General features: G+C 50.2%; 17 protein-coding genes. 2 read left to right on the forward strand and 15 right to left on the reverse strand.

Annotation, left to right across the window (positions count from 1 at the left end; all coding sequences use genetic code 11):
- Positions 1–244 precede the first annotated feature (244 nt).
- The 9 genes from cheZ to LC431_RS05535 all read right to left on the reverse strand — a co-directional run bounded on the left by cheZ (position 245) and on the right by LC431_RS05535 (position 9,475).
- Positions 245–889 (reverse strand): protein phosphatase CheZ, encoded by a 645-nt coding sequence (gene cheZ, locus LC431_RS05495; protein WP_013575155.1) that lies wholly within the window; start codon positions 887–889, stop codon positions 245–247.
- A gap of 10 nt (positions 890–899) precedes the next feature.
- Entirely contained in the window at positions 900–1,289 is a 390-nt protein-coding gene (gene cheY, locus LC431_RS05500) for a chemotaxis response regulator CheY (protein WP_013575154.1), read from the reverse strand.
- A 46-nt stretch (positions 1,290–1,335) separates the two neighbouring features.
- A complete protein-coding gene (locus tag LC431_RS05505; protein ID WP_013575153.1) occupies positions 1,336–2,385 on the reverse strand; it encodes a chemotaxis response regulator protein-glutamate methylesterase in 1,050 nt (349 codons plus the stop codon).
- Positions 2,385–3,257, reverse strand: a complete 873-nt coding sequence (cheR, locus tag LC431_RS05510; RefSeq protein WP_013575152.1) for a protein-glutamate O-methyltransferase CheR — start codon at positions 3,255–3,257, stop codon at positions 2,385–2,387. The genes LC431_RS05505 and cheR overlap by 1 nt, the downstream gene beginning before the upstream one ends.
- Positions 3,258–3,319: 62 nt before the next feature.
- Positions 3,320–4,990 carry a methyl-accepting chemotaxis protein gene (locus tag LC431_RS05515; RefSeq protein ID WP_112151837.1) on the reverse strand — a complete coding sequence of 557 codons (1,671 nt, stop codon included), beginning with the start codon at positions 4,988–4,990 and terminating at the stop codon, positions 3,320–3,322.
- 121 nt (positions 4,991–5,111) lie between these two features.
- Positions 5,112–6,806: a methyl-accepting chemotaxis protein gene (locus tag LC431_RS05520; RefSeq protein ID WP_013575150.1), complete on the reverse strand. Its 1,695-nt coding sequence runs from the start codon at positions 6,804–6,806 to the stop codon at positions 5,112–5,114.
- Positions 6,807–6,902: 96 nt separating this feature from the next.
- Positions 6,903–7,496, reverse strand: coding sequence for a hypothetical protein (locus LC431_RS05525; RefSeq protein WP_037034841.1), 594 nt, complete (start codon positions 7,494–7,496; stop codon positions 6,903–6,905).
- 8 nt (positions 7,497–7,504) lie between these two features.
- Complete coding sequence (locus tag LC431_RS05530) at positions 7,505–7,801, reverse strand: hypothetical protein (protein ID WP_013575148.1); 297 nt, start codon at positions 7,799–7,801, stop codon at positions 7,505–7,507.
- A 198-nt stretch (positions 7,802–7,999) separates the two neighbouring features.
- Positions 8,000–9,475, reverse strand: a complete 1,476-nt coding sequence (locus tag LC431_RS05535; protein WP_112151836.1) for an MFS transporter — start codon at positions 9,473–9,475, stop codon at positions 8,000–8,002.
- Positions 9,476–9,589: 114 nt separating this feature from the next.
- Here LC431_RS05535 and ftrA point away from each other — a divergent pair, with 114 nt between their 5' ends.
- Both ftrA and LC431_RS05545 read left to right on the forward strand, forming a co-directional pair.
- Positions 9,590–10,603, forward strand: coding sequence for a transcriptional regulator FtrA (gene ftrA / locus LC431_RS05540; RefSeq protein WP_013575146.1), 1,014 nt, complete (start codon positions 9,590–9,592; stop codon positions 10,601–10,603).
- 810 nt (positions 10,604–11,413) lie between these two features.
- Positions 11,414–13,147 (forward strand): DUF563 domain-containing protein, encoded by a 1,734-nt coding sequence (locus LC431_RS05545; protein WP_223509406.1) that lies wholly within the window; start codon positions 11,414–11,416, stop codon positions 13,145–13,147.
- Between the two features lie 36 nt (positions 13,148–13,183).
- On the opposite strand, the gene LC431_RS05550 is transcribed toward LC431_RS05545, so the two are convergent.
- From LC431_RS05550 to LC431_RS05575, 6 genes are read right to left on the reverse strand one after another with little or no spacing between them, the layout of a single operon-like run.
- A complete protein-coding gene (locus LC431_RS05550) occupies positions 13,184–15,835 on the reverse strand; it encodes a glycosyl hydrolase family 28-related protein (RefSeq protein ID WP_223509408.1) in 2,652 nt (883 codons plus the stop codon).
- A 57-nt stretch (positions 15,836–15,892) separates the two neighbouring features.
- Positions 15,893–18,985 (reverse strand): host specificity factor TipJ family phage tail protein, encoded by a 3,093-nt coding sequence (locus tag LC431_RS05555; protein ID WP_223509410.1) that lies wholly within the window; start codon positions 18,983–18,985, stop codon positions 15,893–15,895.
- Positions 18,982–19,362 (reverse strand): nitrite transporter, encoded by a 381-nt coding sequence (locus tag LC431_RS05560; protein WP_223509412.1) that lies wholly within the window; start codon positions 19,360–19,362, stop codon positions 18,982–18,984. The genes LC431_RS05555 and LC431_RS05560 overlap by 4 nt, the downstream gene beginning before the upstream one ends.
- An 8-nt stretch (positions 19,363–19,370) precedes the next feature.
- Positions 19,371–19,853, reverse strand: coding sequence for a DUF1833 family protein (locus LC431_RS05565; protein ID WP_223509413.1), 483 nt, complete (start codon positions 19,851–19,853; stop codon positions 19,371–19,373).
- On the reverse strand, positions 19,850–20,320 hold the full coding sequence (locus tag LC431_RS05570; protein ID WP_223509415.1) for a hypothetical protein: 471 nt from the start codon (positions 20,318–20,320) through the stop codon (positions 19,850–19,852). Before LC431_RS05570 ends, LC431_RS05565 begins: the two co-directional genes overlap by 4 nt.
- Positions 20,320–22,854: a phage tail tape measure protein gene (locus LC431_RS05575; RefSeq protein WP_223509416.1), complete on the reverse strand. Its 2,535-nt coding sequence runs from the start codon at positions 22,852–22,854 to the stop codon at positions 20,320–20,322. Before LC431_RS05575 ends, LC431_RS05570 begins: the two co-directional genes overlap by 1 nt.
- Position 22,855 lies beyond the last annotated feature (1 nt).

A 22,855-nucleotide genomic window follows, 5' to 3' on the forward strand; every position in this document is an offset into this window, starting at 1 on the left:
GTAGCAAGGCAGCAAGCGAGAGGATCCCGATGAGCTGATATGAGTCAGTGATTCGGGTGAACGAACGACGCTACAGATTCAATGACGCAGGGATAGCATGACAAAAGCGGCGAAGTCTTATTGGTGAATTAGAGAGGAAAAATGGCGGCTATTCAGCAGATGAATTTATTTGTAAAAATTCCAGATAAGAAAAACACCCCTCAGTGCGAGACGGAGAGGTGTTTATTGCTGACGTGCTGGCACATCAAAAACCTAATGAATCCAGCAGATCGTCTACCTGTTCTTGTGAGGCCACAACACCGACACCGTTGGAATCGAGTTGCGGGCCGTTCAGCAGGCTGTCGTTTTCGCGCTTCGCTTTAGCCTGTTGTTCAGGAATATTTTCCATCAGCACCATTAACAGCTGATTTTCGATTTCCTGTACCACGGTCATCATGCGTTTAATGACCTGACCGGTCAGATCCTGGAAGTCCTGTGCCATCATGATTTCCATCAACTGAGCATTGGTAAAACTGGTGTGCTCAGGGATTTCTTTCAGGTAGCTGCGGGTGTCAGTGACCAGCTCGCGGGCATCCGATAATTCAATCGGATTTTCAAACCATTCATCCCAGCGCTTATCAAGTTTCTTCGCGGCAGATTCAAGTTTGTTCTGACGAGGCTGCGCAGCCTCAACACAGTTCAGGGCGCGTTCAGCCGCCTGAGCCGTCATGGTGACAACATAATCAAGACGATCGCGGGCATCCGGAATTGCTTCGGCTGCCTGAGCAATGGCCTGATCCAGACCAAGTTCACGCATGCTGTCACGCAACATGCGGGTCAGTTGCCCAATGCGGGCGATAATTTCGCCCGCGGTTGCTGCATCATTTGCAGGCATTGGTATCTCTGCCATATACGGACTCCTACATGCCCAGTTTTTCGAAGATTTTGCCCAGTTTTTCTTCCAGCGTGGCGGCGGTAAAGGGTTTAACCACATAACCACTGGCCCCGGCCTGTGCGGCGGCGACGATGTTTTCTTTCTTCGCTTCTGCGGTTACCATCAGCACCGGCAACTTGCCCAGCGCAGCGTCAGCACGGATGGTTTTCAGCAGATCCAGACCGTCCATGTTGGGCATGTTCCAGTCGGATACCACGAAGTCAAAGCCCCCGGCGCGCAGTTTGTTCAGCGCATCAACACCGTCTTCTGCTTCTTCAACGTTGTTGAAGCCCAGCTCTTTCAGCAGGTTGCGCACGATACGACGCATGGTAGAGAAATCGTCTACTACCAGAAATCTCAGATTTGGATCGGCCATGTTTTATCTACTCCTAAGGTTTGCTACCCAGCACAAGGCTGAAAAATTAAATACGTAATGCCTGACCGGCTGATATTTGCGCCAGCATCCGCTGGCTGATTTGGCTGAGATCCACCACTTCGTTTACGCCACCGGTGGCGATAGCCTCACGGGGCATACCGAACACCACACAACTGGCTTCGTTTTGTGCAAGGGTGTAAGCCCCTGCCCGGTGCATCTCAAGCATGCCGGCGGCGCCGTCATTGCCCATTCCCGTCAGGATCACCCCAACGGCATTGCGTCCGGCAAACTGCGCCACCGAACGGAATAAAACGTCGACCGACGGACGATGGCGGTTCACCGCCGGACCGTCGTTCAACTTAACCTGGTAGTTGGCGCCACTGCGCGTGAGTTCCATATGTCTGTCACCCGGTGCGATATACGCATGGCCCGGCAAAACACGCTCTCCGTCTTCCGCTTCTTTCACCGTGATCTGACATAACTTGTTCAGACGGTCGGCGAAAGAACGGGTGAAACCCGGTGGCATATGCTGGGTAATCATCAGCGCCGGACAGGTCGGCGGCAGCGGTTGCAGCACGTGGCGGATAGCCTCTGTGCCGCCCGTTGATGAGCCGATGGCAATCAGTTTTTCACTGCTCAGCAGCGGCGTATGGCTGAGAATACGCGGCTGATCAATGTTGACGCTTTTGTTCAGACGCGCTTTTGAGGCCGTGCGGATTTTATCGGCAATCATCTCGCTGTAGGCCAGCATACCTTCACGGATACCCAGTTGCGGTTTGGTCACAAAGTCAATCGCGCCAAGCTCCAGTGCACGCAGGGTAATTTCCGAGCCTTTGCCGGTCAGTGAGGAGACCATCACCACCGGCATCGGACGCAGACGCATCAGCTTTTCGAGAAAATCCAGGCCGTCCATACGCGGCATTTCAACATCCAGCGTCAGCACGTCCGGGTTAAATTTCTTGATGAGATCACGCGCCACCAGCGGATCGGGGGCGGTCGCGACCATTTCCATATCCGGATGGCTGTTGATGATTTCAGTCATCAGCTGACGCATTAACGCCGAGTCATCGACGCTCAACACTCTGATTTTATTCATTACCTCTCCTTGGCGAGGCCATAGACAGTCTGACCGCGCAAATAAAATTCCCGGCTGATTTGGCTGAAGTTTTCGGAGTGTCCGGCAAACATCAGACCACCCGGTTTAAGTAACGGAACAAATCGGCGTAAAATTTTCTCCTGCGTTTCTTTATCGAAATAAATCATCACATTACGGCAGAAAATTGCATCAAACGGACCGTTCAGCTGCCACTGGTTCGCCAGCAGATTCAGTTGCTGGAAAGCCACCATCTGCGCCAGTTCGGGACGCACACGCACCAGGCCACTGTGCGGGCCTGTGCCTTTGAGGAAAAATTTCTGTAACTGCTGCGGGCTGAGCGTGCGCAGTTCTTCGAGGCGGTAAACCCCGGCGGTGGCTTTCTCAAGCACCTGCGTATCGATATCACTGGCCTGAATGCGGCAGCTTGCCATCCGCGGCCCCAGCGCTTCACTCAGCGTCATGGCGATGGAATAAGGTTCTTCGCCGGTCGACGCCGCCGTGCTCCAGACGCTGTAACTGTTCGGACGCGAACGGGCATGTTCTGCCAGGATCGGGAAGTGATGCGCTTCGCGGAAAAACGCCGTCAGGTTGGTGGTCAGCGCATTAATAAACGCCTGCCATTCCGGACTGTTGCTGTCGTTTTCCAGCAGCGCCATATAGCTGGTGAAATCATTAAGCCCGAGTATCCGCAACCGCCGGACCAGGCGGTTGTAGACCATTTCGCGTTTGTGATCCGCCAGCACAATACCCGCGCGCTGATAGATAAGCTCACTTATCCGGCGGAAATGGGTATCGGACAGCGGTAAACGCTGGATCATCTGTGCCATGATCGAAGTGTTATCAGCACTCATTGGCGAGCCTGGTTGATTCATGGTGCAGCTCCATTAGAGGGACAGGTGGTGTAACGGGTACCCAATTCACTCTTCATCTGGTATCAGAATGTTTCCCAGTTATCTGCCGATACCGCGCCTGCGGTTGCCGGAAGTAATGCGGGTTGGGCCACCTGGCGGGATGTCAGGCCCTGAGCCAGTCCGCTGCGGCGTTGACCTGCGCCGTCAGTGGTGGCAAGGCGAAACACCGATACCGCACGGGTCAGATTTTCAGACTCGATTTCCAGCGCATGCGTGGAAGAAGCGGCCTGCTGAACCAGCGTGGCGTTTTGCTGTGTAACCTGATCCATTTGGGTCACGGCAATCGATACCTGTTCGATGCCACGACTTTGTTCGTCAGACGCCGAGGCGATTTCGCCCATGATGTCAGTTACGCGGGTGACAGCACGAACGATGTCATCCATGGTATTTCCGGCGGATTCAACCAGTTGGGAACCCTGACTGACGCGGCTGACAGATTCATCTATCAGTGCTTTGATTTCTTTCGCGGCCTGTGCGCTGCGTTGTGCCAGGGTTCGTACTTCACCGGCCACGACCGCAAATCCACGGCCCTGCTCACCGGCACGTGCCGCTTCAACCGCCGCGTTCAGTGCCAGAATGTTGGTCTGGAACGCAATGCCATCAATGACGCTGGTGATTGCGCTGATTTTCTTCGAGCTGCCTGCAATATCATTCATGGTTTTCACCACGTTGCCGGTCAGTTCACCGCCTTTTTCTGCGGTATTCGACGCATCGCGTGCCAGTTGCGTGGCCTGACGGGCATTCTCGGCATTCTGTTTCACGGTGGCGGTCAGTTGTTCCATGCTCGCTGCGGTTTCTTCCAGCGCCGACGCCTGCTGTTCAGTCCGTGAAGACAGATCAGTGTTGCCCGCCGCGATCCCTTTCAGGCCGGAGAACATGGTGTCAGCGCCGTGACGCACGGTGCGGACGGTGTCTGCCAGCGACGTTTGCATCTGCTGCAGGCTTTCCAGCATGACTTTAATTTCGTAGCGCCCTTCTGCAACGATGGGCGAAGAGATATCACCGGCCCCGATGCGGTCAAAATGTCCGCGCATAATGGTCAGCGGAGTAAACAGAATGCGGCGGGTCACCACCAGCGCCAGTACCGTCAGGGCAATCAGCAGAACAAGGGCGACGGAGGTGTTGATCATGACATTCTGGTAAGACGCTGCGGTTTGCGTTTGCGCTTCCCCGAAGCGGGCACTGACGTAGGCAGTGTAATCACCGACATCTTTCTGGAACTGATCCTGATACTTTTGCGCCGGACCGTTCAGAAAACCGTTCATGTCGCCGCTGGACAGCAGCTCAGTCAGCGTCTGCAACATATCGTGCAGTTGCTGATAACTCGCCTTGTTCACAGCAGTCAGTGCCACCGCTTTTTCTGTTCTGCGGGGCAGAGCCAGAAATGCAGCGTAAGCGTCTTCGGCCTTTTTCAGGCTGGCTTTGGCATCCGACATCAGCTGAGTGATGTTTTCCTGGGGCTGTTTCAGCGCCAGACGCGTTGCCGCGCGGTTAAGGGTATTACGGGTCTGCAACAGATAAGACCAGGACTGGCTGAGCGCATCACGCTGTTCAGCGGTGTTGGATATCTGCTCAAAATTCAATTTATCCGTGTGGGCGGCCTGCAGCGATAACCCGCTGTTAACCAGTTGCATAACAAAGAACACTATCAATAACAAAAACATGCAGGTGGACACACGGATGTGCTTAAACATGGATAACCTCATTAGGTGCCAGCCCAGACCGGCACCTTTATTCTTATACCCTACATACTCGGGACTGCCTTTGCGTTAACGGCAAACCTGACTCTTTCGGGTCGCGATGTTATGTACGTGCTTAGAAGGTTTCCCAGTTTTCGGTTAAATCTGTTCCCTGCGCTCCACCCTTACCGGCTTTAGAACCAGAAAGGTTCGGAGTCAACAGAGACAGCCTCGCCGAAGATGCCGGATTCTGGCGCACGTTGTTATTTGCGGTCTGGCTCAGCGTAAACACGGCCACTGATTGCGTCAGCAGGCTCGCCTGCTCTTCCAGCGCCGCAGAAGCGGACGCGGATTCTTCAACCAGTGAGGCGTTCTGCTGCGTCACCCGATCCATTTCAGTGATGGCTTGTGCGACCTGCTCAATCCCGCGGCTTTGTTCATCCGATGCCGAGGTGATTTCGCCCATAATGTCAGTCACACGCGTAACGGCATTCACCATGTCATGCATGGTTTCACCGGCACTTTCCGCCAGCACTGAACCGGTATTAATGCGGCTGACAGAATCATCAATCAGCCCTTTAATTTCTTTTGCTGCCTGCGCGCTGCGTTGCGCCAGGGTACGGACTTCACCGGCCACGACCGCAAATCCACGGCCCTGCTCACCGGCACGCGCCGCTTCAACGGCGGCGTTCAGCGCCAGAATGTTGGTCTGGAAAGCAATCCCGTCGATCACACCGGTAATGTCGGTGATCTTTTTCGAGCTGCTGGCGATGTCATTCATGGTATCGACCACGTTTGCTACCACTTTCCCGCCCTTCTGTGCGGTTTCGGACGCGCTCAGTGCCAGCTGGCTGGCCTGACGGGCGTTTTCGGCGTTCTGTTTCACGGTCGCGGTCAGCTGTTCCATACTGGCGGCGGTTTCTTCCAGCGCAGACGCCTGCTGTTCAGTACGTGAAGACAAATCACTGTTGCCTGCGGAGATCTCGCTCGCACCGCTGTAAATTGCATCAGCGCCATGACGTACACCGGAGACCGTGCGGATCAGTTCGTCCTGCATGTACTTGAGACTATCGGCAAGCTGGCCGATTTCATTACGGCTTTTCACGACTATTTCGTGCGTCAGATCACCGGTTGCAATTTTACGGATGGTATCGACGATATTTTTCAGCGGATGGATCAGGATGCGTTGCACGCCAGTCCAGGCCAGCAGGATGAAAATCGCCAGCACAATCAACACGGTACCCAGCATCCATATGGCATGCGTGAAGGAATTCTCGCTCACTTTCACCGCCTCGTTATACAGACGGTCGTTCTGATCGATATAGGTGACGAAAGCTTTTTCGAAGTTGTCCTGATACTGCTGAGTCGGTTGTTCGAAGAAGTCATTGATACGCCCCAGACCAATCAGCTCAATCAGTTCCGAAAGCGCGTCATGCAGCACCTGATATTGCTTTTTGGCGTCGGCGGCAAATTGCGGGTTCTGGCTGGCATCAGCGGGGATTTTTTGATAACTGGCAAAGTGCTGATCGGCGATTTGCAGATCTTTGGTGGCGGTATCAATCAGTTCTTTGACCGTTGCGCCGCTGCCCATCTGGTTGGCGTCGAGCATGAAACGGATACCCGCACGGTTCAGGGTGTTGCGGGTTTGCAGCAGATAAATCCAGCTGGCGTTAAATTCTGCCTGTTGTAAACGGATTTGCTGAGACGTGGTGAAATTATCTTTGTCTGTCTTTAACGATTTAAAGAACAGGCCACCGGATACCAACTGTAAAGCACCGAAGACCACCAGTAAGATCACGATGCCCGTGACCACTTTCATACGGTTAAACATGTTGTTCCTTTTCAAATGAGAATTATCTGGAACAGTTATCGGCAGGAAGAACAGGAACTTTATGTGATGGGGGTCAAATTTTTTCGGGGGAAATGATCAGGCAACGGTGGCGACAAAACTCTTTAAAACTGCGATGCGATGGGCATCCGGATTGACCAGAAGGTCGTGATGAATCATCAGCACCACGCCTTTAAGTAACTCTGTGGTGTTGTCGATCTGGGACAGGGATTTGAGTTTTTCGATATCATTACCGATCTCGCGCCCTTTCAGGGAAAGGCGCTTATTGGCCAGACCGGTCGCCAGTTCGGACGTCAGCAAGGTCACCAGGCGCAGGGCCGCTTCAGGGTTTGATGCCAGCTGATGAATATAATATTTGAGCAGTAACGGTACGAAATCAGGGGTTGCCCCCAATTCCGCACTCGCCATGTTCAGCAGATCAATCATGTGCGCAGGCACACGGGTTTCCACGGCTTTGCGTTGTATCTGCAACTGCTTTTTGATGGCAGGCACAGACTGAAAAGGGATCACCGCAACGCTGTCGCAGGTTTTACATACGCCCGCAATGATATTTTTCACCATACCGCTGCCGTCATCAAACGGCACATCGCGCAGCTGATAGCTGACAATGCGAAAAGCCTCACAGACACCACACATCGCCTTTTTCTCGTCCCCGACTTTATAAATAATCATATTCTTCCTTAATGATGAACGCTGATAAAAACACTGGTGGGCTCTGTAAAATACCACTTGATGTACCAGGGTACTCCGGCACTACTGACGGTGATGATGTGGACATCAATACTGCTGTCAAAATGGTAGGGGCGAACCTGATAATGATCTCCGGATGCCCTGCCGATTAAGGCAGCCACTTCAAAGGGCGAGATGTCACCCGTACTTAACAAATTCTTAAGCTGAATCCCGCGTCTTGCCTCAAATTCAATATTTCCATTCTTCAAACATTCGATCACCTTCCATTTGATCTCTCTGAAACTCATGAGCCCTCAATGTACGCCAGTTGTCGTACTTAATCAAATTATCATTTTGCATCACGACTATTTCCGTGAAGCCCCGTCCCGCAGGGCTATCACGCCATATTCAGTAAAAAGATGCGCAGGGAAAATGATTATTTTTCAGACAAATGGAAGACATTACGCAAAAACGCGCTGCACGATATGCAACGCGGATTTGTAAACTCAGGACGGCTCGCAAGACACCGTTTTACGCCGCCCCCTGCCGTTAAAAAGCAAATAACTGAGAAGTGCCAGTACCCAGACGCCTGCCGCGCCATAGAGCAGAATGCCTGCAAAGCCATCAGTCAGTGCCTGCGCAATCTGTCCGCTTTGCAGGGGTTCAATGGCTGAGCCGCCTGCAATACGTTCTGCCAGCGAAGATAATTCCCCGGCTGCGGGCATGACTTTTTTCAGGCTCGCGGCAATTCCCGCCACCAGCAGGTTTCCCATGAGCGCAATGTTGATCGCCAGGGTAATCAGGCGCGCACTGATATCAATCCCCGACGCCATTCCCGCGCGGTTGGCCGCAACAGAGCCGGTTGTGGTGTTGGTGACCGGTGTATTGGTCAGCCCCAGCGCAATGCCTGCCAGCAGCGCACCCGGCAATAGGCTAAGGTGATGAACGACGGCGATTTGCATCAGCATAAAACCTGCGCCTATTGTGAATAATCCCAGCGGGATCAGACGTGACGCGCCAAAACGTGTTGTCAGTTTTTCACCGAGCGGTGGCATCAGCAACGTGGGTAACGTATAAGCCAGCAGTGCCATACCGGTAGCGACACTGCCATAACCCAGCCCGCCCTGATAATACACCGGCAGATAAATCATCAGCGGCCAGAAGCTGAAATTCATCCCTACCGACCCCATCAGCGCACCAGAAAATGCCCGGACGCGGAAGACCGAAAAATCAAACATCGGGTGCGGATGGCGTTTTTCAATGCGGATGAACATCACCGCGCTGACGGCGGTAGCCAGCAGAACAGCGCCTGCTGTAACACTGCTCCAGCCCAGACTGCTGCCCTGAGTAATGAGGAACGTCGCGCCCAAGACCGTGACCGAAAGGGTAATCAATCCCCCCAGATCCAGTTTTTTAGCCTGTCCGTCACGGGATTCCACCACGTTTTTCAGCGCCAGAATCAGGGTCAGTACGGCGATAACAACGTGGATCAGAAACACCCATCGCCAGCTCAGCCAGGCGACCAGCGTGCCACCAATGATCGGGCCGAACCCTAGCCCGAAACCAAACGTAATCCCCCATGCGGCAAACGCCTGACTGCGCGCTTTCCCTTGCGGAAACTGCGACGAAAGGATCGCAATCAGGCAGGTCAGCATTGCGCCGCCGCTCAGTCCCTGAAGAAAACGTCCTGCGATAAGCCATTGCGCGCTACCGGCGAGACCGCACATCAGCGAGGTCAGCCCGAACGCTGTAATGCTGATGATAAAAACACGTTTCCGTCCATAGCGGTCTGCCAGCGTACCGGTCGCCATCAGTACCGTGGTGCAGGCGAGCGTGTAAGCGTTCATGATCCACTGAAGCTCGCGGAAACTGGCATGCAGTTCCTGTTCGAGTACCGGTGATAATACGGGGACGCTGGAAATTTCCAGCCCCGACATCAGGGCGGCCAGACAAACCGCCATCAGTGCGAGTGTGTTTTTCATGATTAAATCCTGCGGGGATAAGAGACGCATAGCATGGAAGATTGGCGTCAGAGTAGAAATCTGCCGGTATGCCATGTATCGTCAAGATCGTGCCAACCTGAGGGTTATCCTTTCATGCAAAAAGTTGATCTGCCGCTGATGTCTTCCTCCCGCCATCCCGCTGCGCCCAACCGGCGACTGGTGCTGCTGGCTTATGAATGTCTGTGTACCTTCGAGTTTGGCATCGCCGTCGAAGCCTTTGGCCGTGCCGATGAACTCACGGGCGAACCGCTGTACGAGTTAGCCGTCGCGTCGGTAGAAGAAGGGACTTTCGGCGCGCAAGGCGGCGTGCGGCTGGTGGTGGATGGCGGGCTGGAACTGCTGGAAGACGCCGGTACGATTGTGATCCCCGGCTGGCGAAGCATTCACGAACCGGCGTCTGAGCGGCTGATTGCTGCGCTGCAAAAAGCCCATCACAACGGGACAAGAATTGTGTCGATCTGCGCGGGAAGTTTCGTGTTGGCCGCTGCGGGTTTGCTGGACGGTAAACGCGCGACGGCGCACTGGAACAGCACCGATGTTCTGGCGCAAAAATTCCCTGACGTGCAGGTTGAGCACGGCATGATTTATGTCGATGAAGGCAGCATCATCACTTCTGCCGGAGGTGCGGCGGGCGTCGATTTGTGTCTGCATCTGATCCGCCGCGATTATGGTATCGAAGTCGCTAACCGTACAGCGCGCCGCATGGTGACGCCGCCGCTGCGCGAAGGGAATCAGGCTCAGTTGATCCAGCAACCGGTACCACGGCATCAGACAAAAACGCTGGCGCCCTTGCTCGATGACTTACGCGGCCATCTCAATACACCGCTGGTGATTGATCAGCTCGCCAGACAAGCCGGTATGAGCCGCCGCACCTTCCTGCGCCGCTTCCATGATGCTACCGGCACCACACCGGGAGAATGGATGCTGACCGTGCGGCTGGAAAAAGCCTGCGCCCTGCTGGAAAACGGCACACTGAGTATTGACCGCGTTGCCGAACAGGCCGGTTTCGGTTCGCCGGAAACTTTACGTCATCATTTCCGCCAGCGGCTGGGCATGTCGCCGACACAATGGCGCAAGGGGTTTGTTGAACGGGATTTGGTGGGATGAGTTTTGGGGGGCTGGCAGCAGTGGACTTCCGCCGCCCTGGTGACGCATTTCTAAGCTGCCTGTGCGGCAGTGAACTTCAGTCGATTATTGATTACGACATCAGTAACTTTCTAAGCTGCCTGTGCGGCAGCACGGTAAAAACCGTATTAAAAACTTTGGAATCAATTACATAACACTAATTTCCCGAGTATTACCAATGCCTTTGAGTGCTAAATAAATCCCTTTTACTTCAAATAGTTGAAAATGGTTTTGGGGAAAGGTTTTTTGGGACTTTTAATTTTTTGCCGCGATAATTGACAGGAAATATCCGGGGGTTCAAATCCCCCCAGCTCCACCAATTTAGATAGGACAGTGGCAGGACAAGCTCATATAAACCAGTAACTTATGAGCAGATTTAAGACCCAGCGCTGACACCATCTAGACAGAAAAGGATACGTAAAAGATACGCGGCTCCTTCTGTTAAGAGAACCTCCGTCACCAACGGAGGTTTTTTTTCGCCTGTCTCAACCCATCTCCATAAAATTTTCTATCTTACTATCCCCTGATATATTCCCAGTATTTGCGCTGTTACGCGAGTTGATATGAACCCGGCCATCGAGCCGTTTTTTTTGTGCCTGCAGCAAGATGGTGGATCGCGAAGGGATTGATGGGAAAGGGAATATAGTTGAGGTTAGCATGTGGATGTCTTGCAAAGACTTGCTGATACCAGACGGTAATGCTCGGTGATATTGCTATGATTTTTCATAAAAATTGCTGATTTATATGGCTTGTGAGGGTATCATTTATTAAAAAGTAAATAGGATTTCATCTATGTTTTCTCTGGACGCTCTTGGGTTAGAGCAAAAGTTGCCTCAGTCATCGTATAAAAACGGATATCTTTCAATCTATGAGAAAGAACTATCATATTTTGAAAATGAGAAATTTAAAATACTCATTATATCCAATCAGAACCAAATAAACTTAGGTAATGTTTTCTCGAAAAAATACCCTCTTGCTGAAATACATATTGCCTCTTATGGGGTAGAGTCTGACACCAATTTCAGTGTGGGTAATATAAGATTTCACAAATTTAAATCCGTAGATGACTTGGCATTAAGTCATGAGTTCAATCAGCTAAGCGCTATAATTGAGCATGGAAACAACAAAAAGTCCGAAAAAATAAAGCTAATTAAAAGCATGTTCCTGAAATTAATTTCAGGAGGGTTTTATTTTATAGAGGAGTTGCATGCGAAGTTCATTCAAGGGCTCAGTGATTGTGATGGTCCGCATGCTATAGATTTGTTAAACAGCATAGCTCAGGCAAAAATTTGCCCACCTAACGCTAAATCGTCTTATGGTTCCTTAGCTGCGTCACTTTCAAATATATGTAAAAAGGTTGAGTTGCGTGGAAGGCTTGGCGTAATGGTTAAGGAGGTTGATACATTTAAGGGAATTAGAAATTATCAGGCTATAGAAATGATTTCTGATGGCTTATTGGATGGCAAGTTGGTATTTAACGACGAGTCACATAGCAACTTTGACGCGAAAATTAAAACAAAAACAAACAGTGCATCTTTGGAGTCAAGGTTTCCAAAGAGATTTAAGACCCCTAACTCTTTCATTGTCTCTTATGAAGATGCAGTTTGTTACCCTGGTCAAATAGCTACTAAGGGTTCCGTTGCTTTGCCAGACTCATTCAGGTTGCAGCATCATAATAATTTATCTAATAAAAACTTAACACAAGTTTATGATGATAATTTTATTATAAATGATAATACATCAACGAGCACTACCCTTCATGGTTCTTATTTGTACCTCGACTCTGAGTTTTACTGTCACTTTGGGCACTTCACATCGGAAGTAGTATCAAGGCTTTGGTCGTTGGAGAAAATTCGATTTATAGATGGCCCAGTCAAAGTGTTGTTGAGCCTAGAAAAAGGTAAGTCATTACCAGGATTTGTAAAAGCCATATTGAATCGATTTGACGTTTCAGATTGCGACATAGTCACATTCGACTCACCAGTTCATGTTGAAAAGCTTTACTGCGCTACCCCAATGTATGTAATCGGAAGTTTTATAAATCCAGAAATTAAATACGTGTGGAATAAAATAGGGTCAACAGGTATTTCTAGAAAAACCGGCAAGAAAGATAGAAAGATTTTCATAGCAAGACCAGAAGGTGGTCGCAGGAAATGCCTTAACCCTGAAAGGGTTGAAAGATTGTTCCTAGAAAGTGGATTTGAGTTTTATCACCCAGAGAATCACCCATGGGAAGAACAGGAAAAAGTGTTTTCAGAGGCAACGGAGATAGCAGGATATGCTGGAAGCGGAACATTTAATGCAATGTTTTCTTCTAGCATTAAGAAAATGTTCATTATAGGTGCTGATTCATACACCGCCAATAATGAATATTACATATGCGCCATCAAAGGAATTGATCTGACATACATTTGGGCAGATTCTCTCGTGAAGCATGATAATGGATGGTCCCCTCAGGCCTTCATTTCAGATTATGAGTTCAATTATGAAAGAGATGAAGAGTTCATAATAAAGGAATTGAAATAAATTTATAGTTAAAGGCCCGGTGGATCGGGCCTTATGTTATTTAGACTCTAGCTTCAACAGCCTTTCCTCCATCTTTTCCTGCTTATCTATGATAGCCCTCATACACCACCAGGATAGTTCCTCTTTACGGAATGAGTATTTGCTCACCTCTTCAACTGCGGGGGTTATTACTTCATACCCTTCCGCAAGTACTGTCCCATCCTCATCAAAAATCGTTTCCACTGTTTTGGTAGAGGCAGGAACAGACTCCTGGTGGTCGTAACATATGCATGAGTAGAGCGTCCAATCCAGGCCGTAAGCATCCATGACCTGTATAGCGGCTTGTACTGTGGGTCCTGAGTGCCAGCGAGCTGTGTCACCCTCCTCATCAACGCGATTTATCCACTTCCAGACCATTGGTAGCTTGGCTATCTCATAGAAAGCAGACATCTCCACCTCGGTCATATCTCTAACGTCTGTTTTCAGGGTTGCATCAGATACGGTCTGAGGTGCATTAACGAAATATGCATTGAGCCACGCTGATGATGAATTTCCAAGATTAGTGTCTCCGTTTACGGCCGGAGAAAGATATTTCGTTACGCTTTGCGCTGGTTGATATGCAGTAATATGGATAGGAGTAAAAGTTGATGTATCTTCATTCCATGCCCCAACACCCAGCGTTCCTAAAGTTCCATCACTTGTCCAGAAAGCAAGGTTGCCCTTACCCCCCGAACCAACGTACCCTCGCTCTAGAACCAAGGTAGGGTAAGACTGTACGTTTGAGGCGTTATACGCCCTAATTTGATGTGATCCCAAAGTCCTACGAGGAGCAGACTGCTTCACGTCAACGTTCGCGCCGTTAATAGCGGTAAATACACCACCGAAGCGGCCCTGAGTCATGCCAGAGGGGAGTGACATATTTCTAACGTTAACCACGCCAGACCCGGAAACAATGCCCTCTTTTGTTTGCGAGTCAGCAGGAAGGGTAAGAACCTTGACGCCATGAACGGATACGAGGGCGTTCGATGTTGAGTCACCAATTATACGGTTGAAATATCCTGCTGAGTCCAATGAAACATCGCTAACACTGACATTACTGTTATTAGCGTTACGCAGCATTATCCATCCATTAGCCCTGGACACATTCAGCGTTGCAATAATTAATGGCACTCCTACAAATGACACTCCAGAAATATCAACATTCCTCGCACCATCTAAATTAACTACAGCGGTTGGTGAATTGTAGCTACCATCAGAATTTGACAGGGCAACTTTCACATCGTTAATTTTTACATCGTACATATTTTGCACGTCAACGATTCTGGCCTGCATGACAGTGCTTGAACTGTCTGTAACTGGCTGATTAAGTACACAGTTGCTAATCGAAAGCCCTTTGCAGTTCCACGAGCTATCAGTGATTGCAACAACCGATGTGTCGTTAAATACCCCTATCAGGGTATTTAATCCATAGCCATTTACCCCATTTATCGTTATGTCACGCAAGTGGGGTTTGTTGGTGTGAGCGCTAACCCCAACGGCAGTGGTTACAGTGCCGCCGTGATCTGCCATAACATTATCAACTGTTACGCCCCTGCACCCTTCGATTATTTGAATGCCGGTATCTGCTCTAACTTTTTGTCCAAGTGAGACAAGTTGTGCAGTATAAATACTTGAGTAGTCGCGAATGAGTGTATCAAAAGCGCCTTGGATGATACCGCCATCGCCATGGATTGGGTCGGTTGAGGTAAAGCCTTCAATGACAATCCTCTTGGAAGGAGCTGAAATTGTGCCATTATGGCCCACAGTATCGAACGGATTTGCTGATGTTACGAATAAATTCCAAACGGGTCCGGCGATTCCATGACAATTTTTTAGGGTTGAGTCTTCAGCATTGATAACAAAACAGCATCCATCAGGCTTATCTGTACCAGGCGCACGAATATAGCCATTACCATCAACGCAAACGCCTTCAATATGTATATTTTTATTTGCTGAGGCTGTGCCTGTTGAATAGTTATTTGTGACAATGGCATGAAGATCTGGATCCATGTTATCTGAACACTTAATAACAATGAAATCCTTACCGGGTCCGTAAATTTTTGTATTGTCAGAAACCGCAATCGGAGCCGAAATAATACAAGGACCATTTGCTGGTTCTGGAAACTTAACCAATTTACCACTACTAAAAGCGGCACTTAGCGCAAGCGTGTCGTCTGTCACACCATCCATTTTTGCACCCCAGTAGCGTACATCTCCCTCATCTTTCCAGCGGGCGCGTTGCAACTCAGGATATTTAGTAGCTCCATCAACATCTGATATCTGGGATCGCAGGGTTGCATCACCTACAGATAACCAAGCACCGATGCTTATTCCACCTGTAGACGCAGGTGTAGAGCCCACTGGGACATCTTTTGGAAAGGTTCCGTCCCAGCGGTAATACTCACCATTGCTCTCCAAACGTAACACTTTGTTTGGGAGTGTCAGCGTAGCTCCTTCCTCAAAGCTATCAATGGTTACATAACCAAATGCAAGCATTGCCTGCTCAGCTTCTTTTTCAATTCCGTACCAGGTTTTACGTCCTCTACCAAAACGGTCCATCCAGATAATCTGAGTAATGCTGTTAACCGCAAAATCCAGATTCTGCGCGTTATCGAACAAATCCTTTGCAGCAGCAGACCCCAGCGGGTTGCCAGTGTTATACGTCGTCATTGGTGGCCTCATAAACTAAAAAAACCCGCCGAGGCGGGTTTTTTTAAGTGATTTTATTTAAGCGACGTCGCCGGGATATATGGCGTCGTCATAAGTGTAATATTCAGAACTGTATTCAGAAGCTGTAACTTGGCATGTCCCGTCTGAAGATGGTGATATTTCTGTAACAATCGCATCGTAACCAACTTGCTCAGATGAGCAGAAAATTAGACGCGGTGGCTCTCGAGATGGGTTATCCATTTCCCATTCTTCGTAATTTAATGTGTTGCTCAGCGGTATCGATAGCGCATAGTCATCAATACGCGTCGGAGCTATCAACGCGGTCGCCGTTCCGTCCTGCAGCCTGAGCAATACCCGAGGATTAGGGAATGTCCAGTCGAGCGGCTCGCTCACCTCAAGAGTTAGAACCGAGTCAGACAACGACGCTGATACCACAAGACAACTGATTGTGTTGTTACCCGGGATATCATCGGTCAGCACAAGCCGGTCCATGTAGTTGTAGCAAAGCGCGTCCATCTCGGTACTGACCGAGAAAGTCAGGCGCTGTTGCTGATACTTCATGAGACGACGCATACCGATCCGATAGGCCCTGTCGGCAGTTAATACCCCATCGAGCGTGTAGTTCTCCACCTTGCTTGGCGTAAGGTTACCAGCGATACGACACTGTACTGTTTCCTCAGCCCATGTAGTGCCATTAATATATGTCACATCGACTCCATCATAATCGTCCTGAGACGGTGCGGAGAATGATGTTTGCAACATATCAGTAGTTTCTTGCGGACTGATAACACCAGTCCAATTCTTCACACCCTCCCGCCCCGCCGATGCCAGGCCGTCCGACAGAAGAAAATACCCCATCCCAGCATTCGTGATTTTCTGCAATATATCGAGAGCAGAAGCACTGCTGTCGCTTGCTTCAAAATCAAATGTCTCGGCTCTTGGCGTCCAGTAGGTGCTTTCCAGAGAAGATATAGTATCGCTATCAATGTTAGTCATACCAAGGCTGGTCATGACATGCATCAGAGCACCACTGATAGAGCGTGACGCGTACCCGTCATAAAGCCGTGTGGCTTCTACGTTAACGCGGCGATCTGACTGGCTCGCCAGCCGGTTACCGGTGCGGATGGTCAGCGCTAAAGTGGTGACACCGGCATAAGCTGATGGCCTGTTTGCAAGTCGGGAACGCAATGCCTGCCAGAACAGATTATTGACGGTTTTTGAACCGCCAATCTTAGTTGTCCGCCGCACGCGAACTTCATACTGCGCGGCGGGCAGGCCGCTGATGCGCTTCGTGTACCCGTGCCCGTTTACAGTCCTTCCTTTGAAGTCATACGCGGTCTGGCTCCATGCTCCAGCTGTTGCGGCATTACGATACTGCACCAGCACGTGAACACTGTGTGATTGAGAATCACCATTATTTTTGTACTGGATATGTCCATTAGGAAAGATGAAGTTATTCTCGATAGTTGTCGTAGTTTCTCCATTGGGGCATGCCAGGAAAGGACCGAGCCAGTTTTCGGCGTCATTTTCCCCAGACACCGAGGCATCGAGGACTGTACGACTATTAAAGCCCGGCCAAGAGTTATCAATTACCGTTGATCCATCCTCTGTGACCAAGAGTCTGGCGACAGTGATGGTCGTATCATCAACATCTGTGATCACGAACTGTCCGGCCCCATACATAACGGACAGGCGTTCGGTACCGACCGGGATCCCACTGAAAGCAGATCCTGTTGCTGAGGTATAGGACAGATTGATGTGAGCCTGAACACCCGCCGCGCCTCCGCTTGATGCCACGCCAGCAGTATTAACCGGGTTGCTACCAAATACTTCGATCGGTAACGTCGAATTAATGATAGTGCCCCCTGTGAATGGGCTGGACTCCTCCTGGATCACTACCTTACCCGAACTGTCGATGGCTACCAGTCCTGAGCCCGTCAAAGAATCCGTAATAGCGTCAACCAACCCGCTCATGTTCACGTAATTTGTGACCAGGTTCACCGTATAGGTAATGCCCTGCCAGGTGATAGTGAACGTGTAGCTGCTGGTCGTAAAGTCGTAGGTTGATGGTGCGGCGCTGGCGGTGATACTTGCCGCGCTACCACCAACGCCGGGCACTGGTGCGACCGCTTCTGTATAGGAAGAAACAAACAGGTTGTAGCTGTTGTCATTGTAGGTGAGCGTGACCGGCATCCCGACGACCGGCACAAGCTCAGAAAAATCACCATAAATGATACTGTAACCACCAGCTGTACTAATGACGTAACTGTCAGGCGCGACGATGGTTAATACCGTGCCTTCCACCCAGGAACTTGGAATGCTGAGGTCATCCGAATCATCATTGTCGTCATCGTTTTCGTTATTCACGCCAATTAGGGTAATGGTATTTCCATCGAAAAGAATGGCGTCAGAGTTGGCATAAATACTCCCGGGCGCCGTTGAGTTTGTATCTAATCCGGAACCGCTTGCCGTCCCGCCAACTTCTGTTGATGACCACCAGTTTTCTGACCTGAAATCTGCACCCACGTTCGCGCCAGGAGGAAAGATTGTATAGGAAAGGTCAGCGCCGAAACTTGCCCCTGGCGTTGCACCTATCCGAACTCCTGATTGCGGGATGCTGAAATGACCAACGCCGACGCAGAGAAACATGCTTGTGCGGAAAATTTCAGGGTCATCAGGATCAAAACGAGAAATTGGCTGAACCACATAATCCGGGAACACGCGGTACTTCCCGAATACCTCTCGGATAGGATCGCCAAGACTGACATTGTTGGCCTTAGCCGGACTGAGGTCGAGGGAATCACCCGATGCCTGGCTGCTGGCACCCGTATCTAAGGTGCTCAGCATATAGATTGAATACGCAGCGGCGGCCACGGCTACTGCGATGGCAATATATGCGCCATACGCCGCCATAAACGCTGCCTGTGGAACTGGGTAAATTCTCACATCAGAATCAGGCTTTATGAAGCATAGCGGCCATTCAGATGACGGGATATTCACCCCATTAACTTCAACCCTAATAGGGTGATCCATCCCATTTTCATAACCGGTTACGTTTTCGAGAAACCAGCGGTGGATGGTTGCTTCCCTGTGTTCATGGGTTTCCAGAGGCTCGCCCGGTAGCCGAGAGGGATAAATTTTAATCGTCACTGATAATACTCCACTTTCGCATATCGGCGTTCAAATCGGCCGATCGGCAAAATCGTCACGTTGCTTTTTGGATTGCTTTCAATCACGTGAAGCAAACCATTAATTTCAACAACGATACCCACATGCGTAACCATGCCAGACTTATAACAGGCGGCCACCACACCATGACTCGCTTTGCACTGTTCGACAGAAAGCATCAGTTCCCGCGCAGCCAGATCCATCTGTGAATCCTCCTGGATAATGCCTTCGAAAGCTGGCCACTCAGGAAGATTTAAATCCCTGCGGATCTCATGAACAATTCCATAACAGTCAAGGAATGGATAGCAGCGCCCGCCCATCCGCCAGGTGACGGAAAGGTATTTGTCAATGTTGAGCATGGGATTCCTTACGAGATGTAACGCAGACCGGGAAAATAAGGCAGGGTATAGCGGTAGCGGGGCCACGCCGTATCAAGTACGTTTAAATAACCAGCTGTTATCTGAACTTCTATGGCGGTCCAATAGCCCCCCTTTATCGACATTGAGTAAGGATTTTCGGTGGGAGTAGTAAGGTCTGTTGAAATAAAGCAACGATAGGTCAGAGACGCAGAGCTCAAATCTTTCAATGCCTTGCGTATCGCCGTGGAAACAACGCCCTTAATATTGCTGATTGCAAATTTAAGGTCTTGCGTACCATCAGCATTACGCGCAGGCAGAGCGATATCTATACCGCACGCTTCGAAAGTTTGCGCTGTGCCATCTTCCAACGTGGCAGTGATATCTTCCCACCCCTTCGTCAGCCAGTATGATGAATTGCCGATCTGAATCTCCAACGTCTCAATAATGACCTCTGAACCTGATGAGGCGTAAAGGCGATTTAGAATTGTCATGCTTCTGGCCACTCCCGGTTCAAAGCTAAATCAATAATGTTGCTGTTAATAATGAAGTCGGGAAACTCCCCCCAACCAGGTGGAAGGATTGGCCTCTCCCACAGTTCCAGCGTCGCAGTGAATTCCCAGTATTTTCCACCAGTAATGATTGGCCCGTCGTAAATATCCACAAACCGGCAAACATAACTTTCCACCCCCAGTGGGGTTCTAAGATTTGCGTTGAACCATGCGGCACCATCAGAGATGGAATCTCTAAACCATACCTCAAAAAGCTGGGCCTCTGATTCGAGAAATAACCAACTTACCTGAGCCTGAGATGGCGTAGATGTGTAAAGTCGCCGCTGACGGGCGCGTCCAGATGTCAGATCTGTTCTAAGCAGCGGGCTCACCGGTTTGAGTGCATATCCCTCCTGAATCGGCATCGGCAAATATTCATCAGGATAATTAATATCTGAAGTGATACCCATTAGCGTGCTCTCCGCTTAGTTTGCCATCCAGTGCCAAGGCCTTTACTTACGCGCCCGGTGCCTGCGGCTATATCCGAGGTAACCATATCGTAGCCCTGCTGTGCACCTCGCTTTACTGCCTGCTCCATCATGGCCATGGTCCTAGCATCGGGATCACCATTGATCGTCATTTCAAAGGATGGGTTGTATGAACCACCCCCAGTTGACTGTCTGCCAACCCGGTCAAGGGTTTGATCTAGTTTTGCTGAGGTTGAAGCGGTAGTCACGCGCTCCCCCTTCTGAAGCAACCAGGTTCCTGTTTCAGGAACTGCATCAATACCGTCATGAGCCATACCAGAAAGAGCTGACGCAGAAACCCCGGCAACCAGAGTCTGAGAATAAGTTGCAGCCGCAGCTGCGGCAGCCGGCGCCAGTGCTGGACCGACAATAGGGATGGCTGCTGTTGAAGCGTATGCGGCCAATTGTGCCTGAAATGCCGTTGCCTGAGCGTTAGCTACCATTGCAGGAATAGCCGAGGCTTGGGTTGTTTTTCCTACAAGCAATTGAACGGCCTGATAAACCAACCATTGAGCGGCCATGTCTGCCAGGGTTTGGATCACGGTCTGGCCGAAACCTGAAATCATTGTGGATAAAGCATCACCCACTGATTCAGTGCCGTTGACAATGCTTTCGAGCCCATCAGAAAGTGAGCTGGTTGCACTACCCAGCAGAGAAGAAACATTGTCTGCCGCTATTTGACTGTAGTTTGTGGCTTCATCAGCGAAGTTCTGCCAGGCGTCACTAATACCGGCCACCCAATCACCGCGCAGCGCGTCCAGATCTTCATAATGCTTTTCTTGAAGTTCCAGGCGCTCCTGCAGTGCACTTTCCAGAGCTGAAGTTTCCTGATCGTAAAGGTCTTTGGAAATATCACCACCCTGATACTGCTTCTGCAGATCAGCCTGCTTTTCGAGATAATCTCGCTGAAGGCTCAAAAGCTCTTTCAGCCGGTCGCGCTCCATTTCCCCCATACCAGCGCCCTGAACGTCGATATCATTGGCTGCCTGGGCATTACGGTTTTCAGCGGTGAGTCCGGCAGCATAGGCGGCTGCCTTCGCATTTTCCTCGTTGGCTTTTTTAAGCTTTCCGAGTTGGTCCACCTCAGCGGCCAAACTCTCAAGGCGTTTTTGCTGTTCAGCATTAATGCCCACCAGTTTCCCGCTGGCGAGATCGAACTGCAGCTTTTGAGCTTCAGTGACTTCTGTTGTTTTTTTACCTGTTGTGTCGATCAGAGCAATTTGGCGGAGATAGCTTAGCTCTGTGGACTTGAAGGCGCTTTCCAGTTTTTTAGCACCAGCATCCGGGGTAGCCTTGCCGTTTGTCGCACCTTTAGGAAGAACGAACTGAGAACTGATTGGGGCAACTATTGCTTTGCCGGTTGGCAATGCAGCGCCAGCCTTTCTGATGGAATCTAACCTTTTGGTGAGTTCTGATATCTCTTTATCAATATCCGCTGATTCCGGCATTGTTCCGATGGTTCTTTCAACGATCGTCTCAATGCTGTCAGATGTTTTGCGCGCTTCCTGCAACCACTTTAAGCGGTTCTGAATAACGGACTCATTCTGCGAGTTCCCGATATCGTAACTTCCCTTGAAGTTATCGATCAGGTCACCAGCTGAGGCGGCCACTTTTGCCAGCCCGCCCGCCAGTTCAACCACACCACTTACCAGAGAGGTAAGGCCCTGTAGAATTTTAGGGTCAGTGAGGACATCTTTCAGTTTCCCAAAAGAATCTTGAAGACCAGAAATGTCGACTTTAGCCAGACCCGTGGCTATCTCCATTTTCAGTCCAGATACCTGAGTTTCCATATCCTGAAAAATGCTATTCACTTTGACCAGGTCATCTATCGATGACTGATCCGGAGCGACGCCGTAATCCTTAGCCTGTTGAATTAACTCTTTAAGCTTTGCGTTATTGTTATCGAAAAGGGGAAGCATTTTGGAAAGGTCATTGCCGAGGCTTTCAAGAATTGTCACCTTGCCAGCGTTCGTGCTTATTTTTCCTACTGCCTCACCAATCGCGAGAAGCTGCTGATCGGGAGATGCCTTAGCCAATTTTTCCGCAGAAAGGCCAAGTGCGTTGAGTGCATCAACACCTTCGCCTGACTTGTTAATTACGGCGTCACCGATTTTGTCGCTGATATCTTTGAAAACGTCATTCAGGTTGTCGCCGGCCAACCCCGCTTTATCAGCGGCGAACTGCCAGGCCAACAACTCTTGAGTTGAAATCTTTAATGATTTGGCGACACGGTCAACTTCAGTGACCTGCTCAGCTGTATTTTTTAAAAATGAGATCCCGGCTGAACCAATGGCTAATGCCGCGCTGGCGGCAATTGTTCCCAGTGCTGCGACAGCAACCCCCGCCGCTTTAACTGAACCCTCAACCTTTTTACGCCACTCTTCAGAAGCACGTTCTGCATCATTAAGGCCGCCAACGAACCCGCCGACTTTTGCGATCAGGTCTATCGTTAGCGTGCCGAGGGATTTACTTGCCATT

This window comes from Rahnella sp. GSA61A (assembly GCF_019969905.1).
Taxonomy (GTDB): domain Bacteria; phylum Pseudomonadota; class Gammaproteobacteria; order Enterobacterales; family Enterobacteriaceae; genus Rahnella; species Rahnella aceris.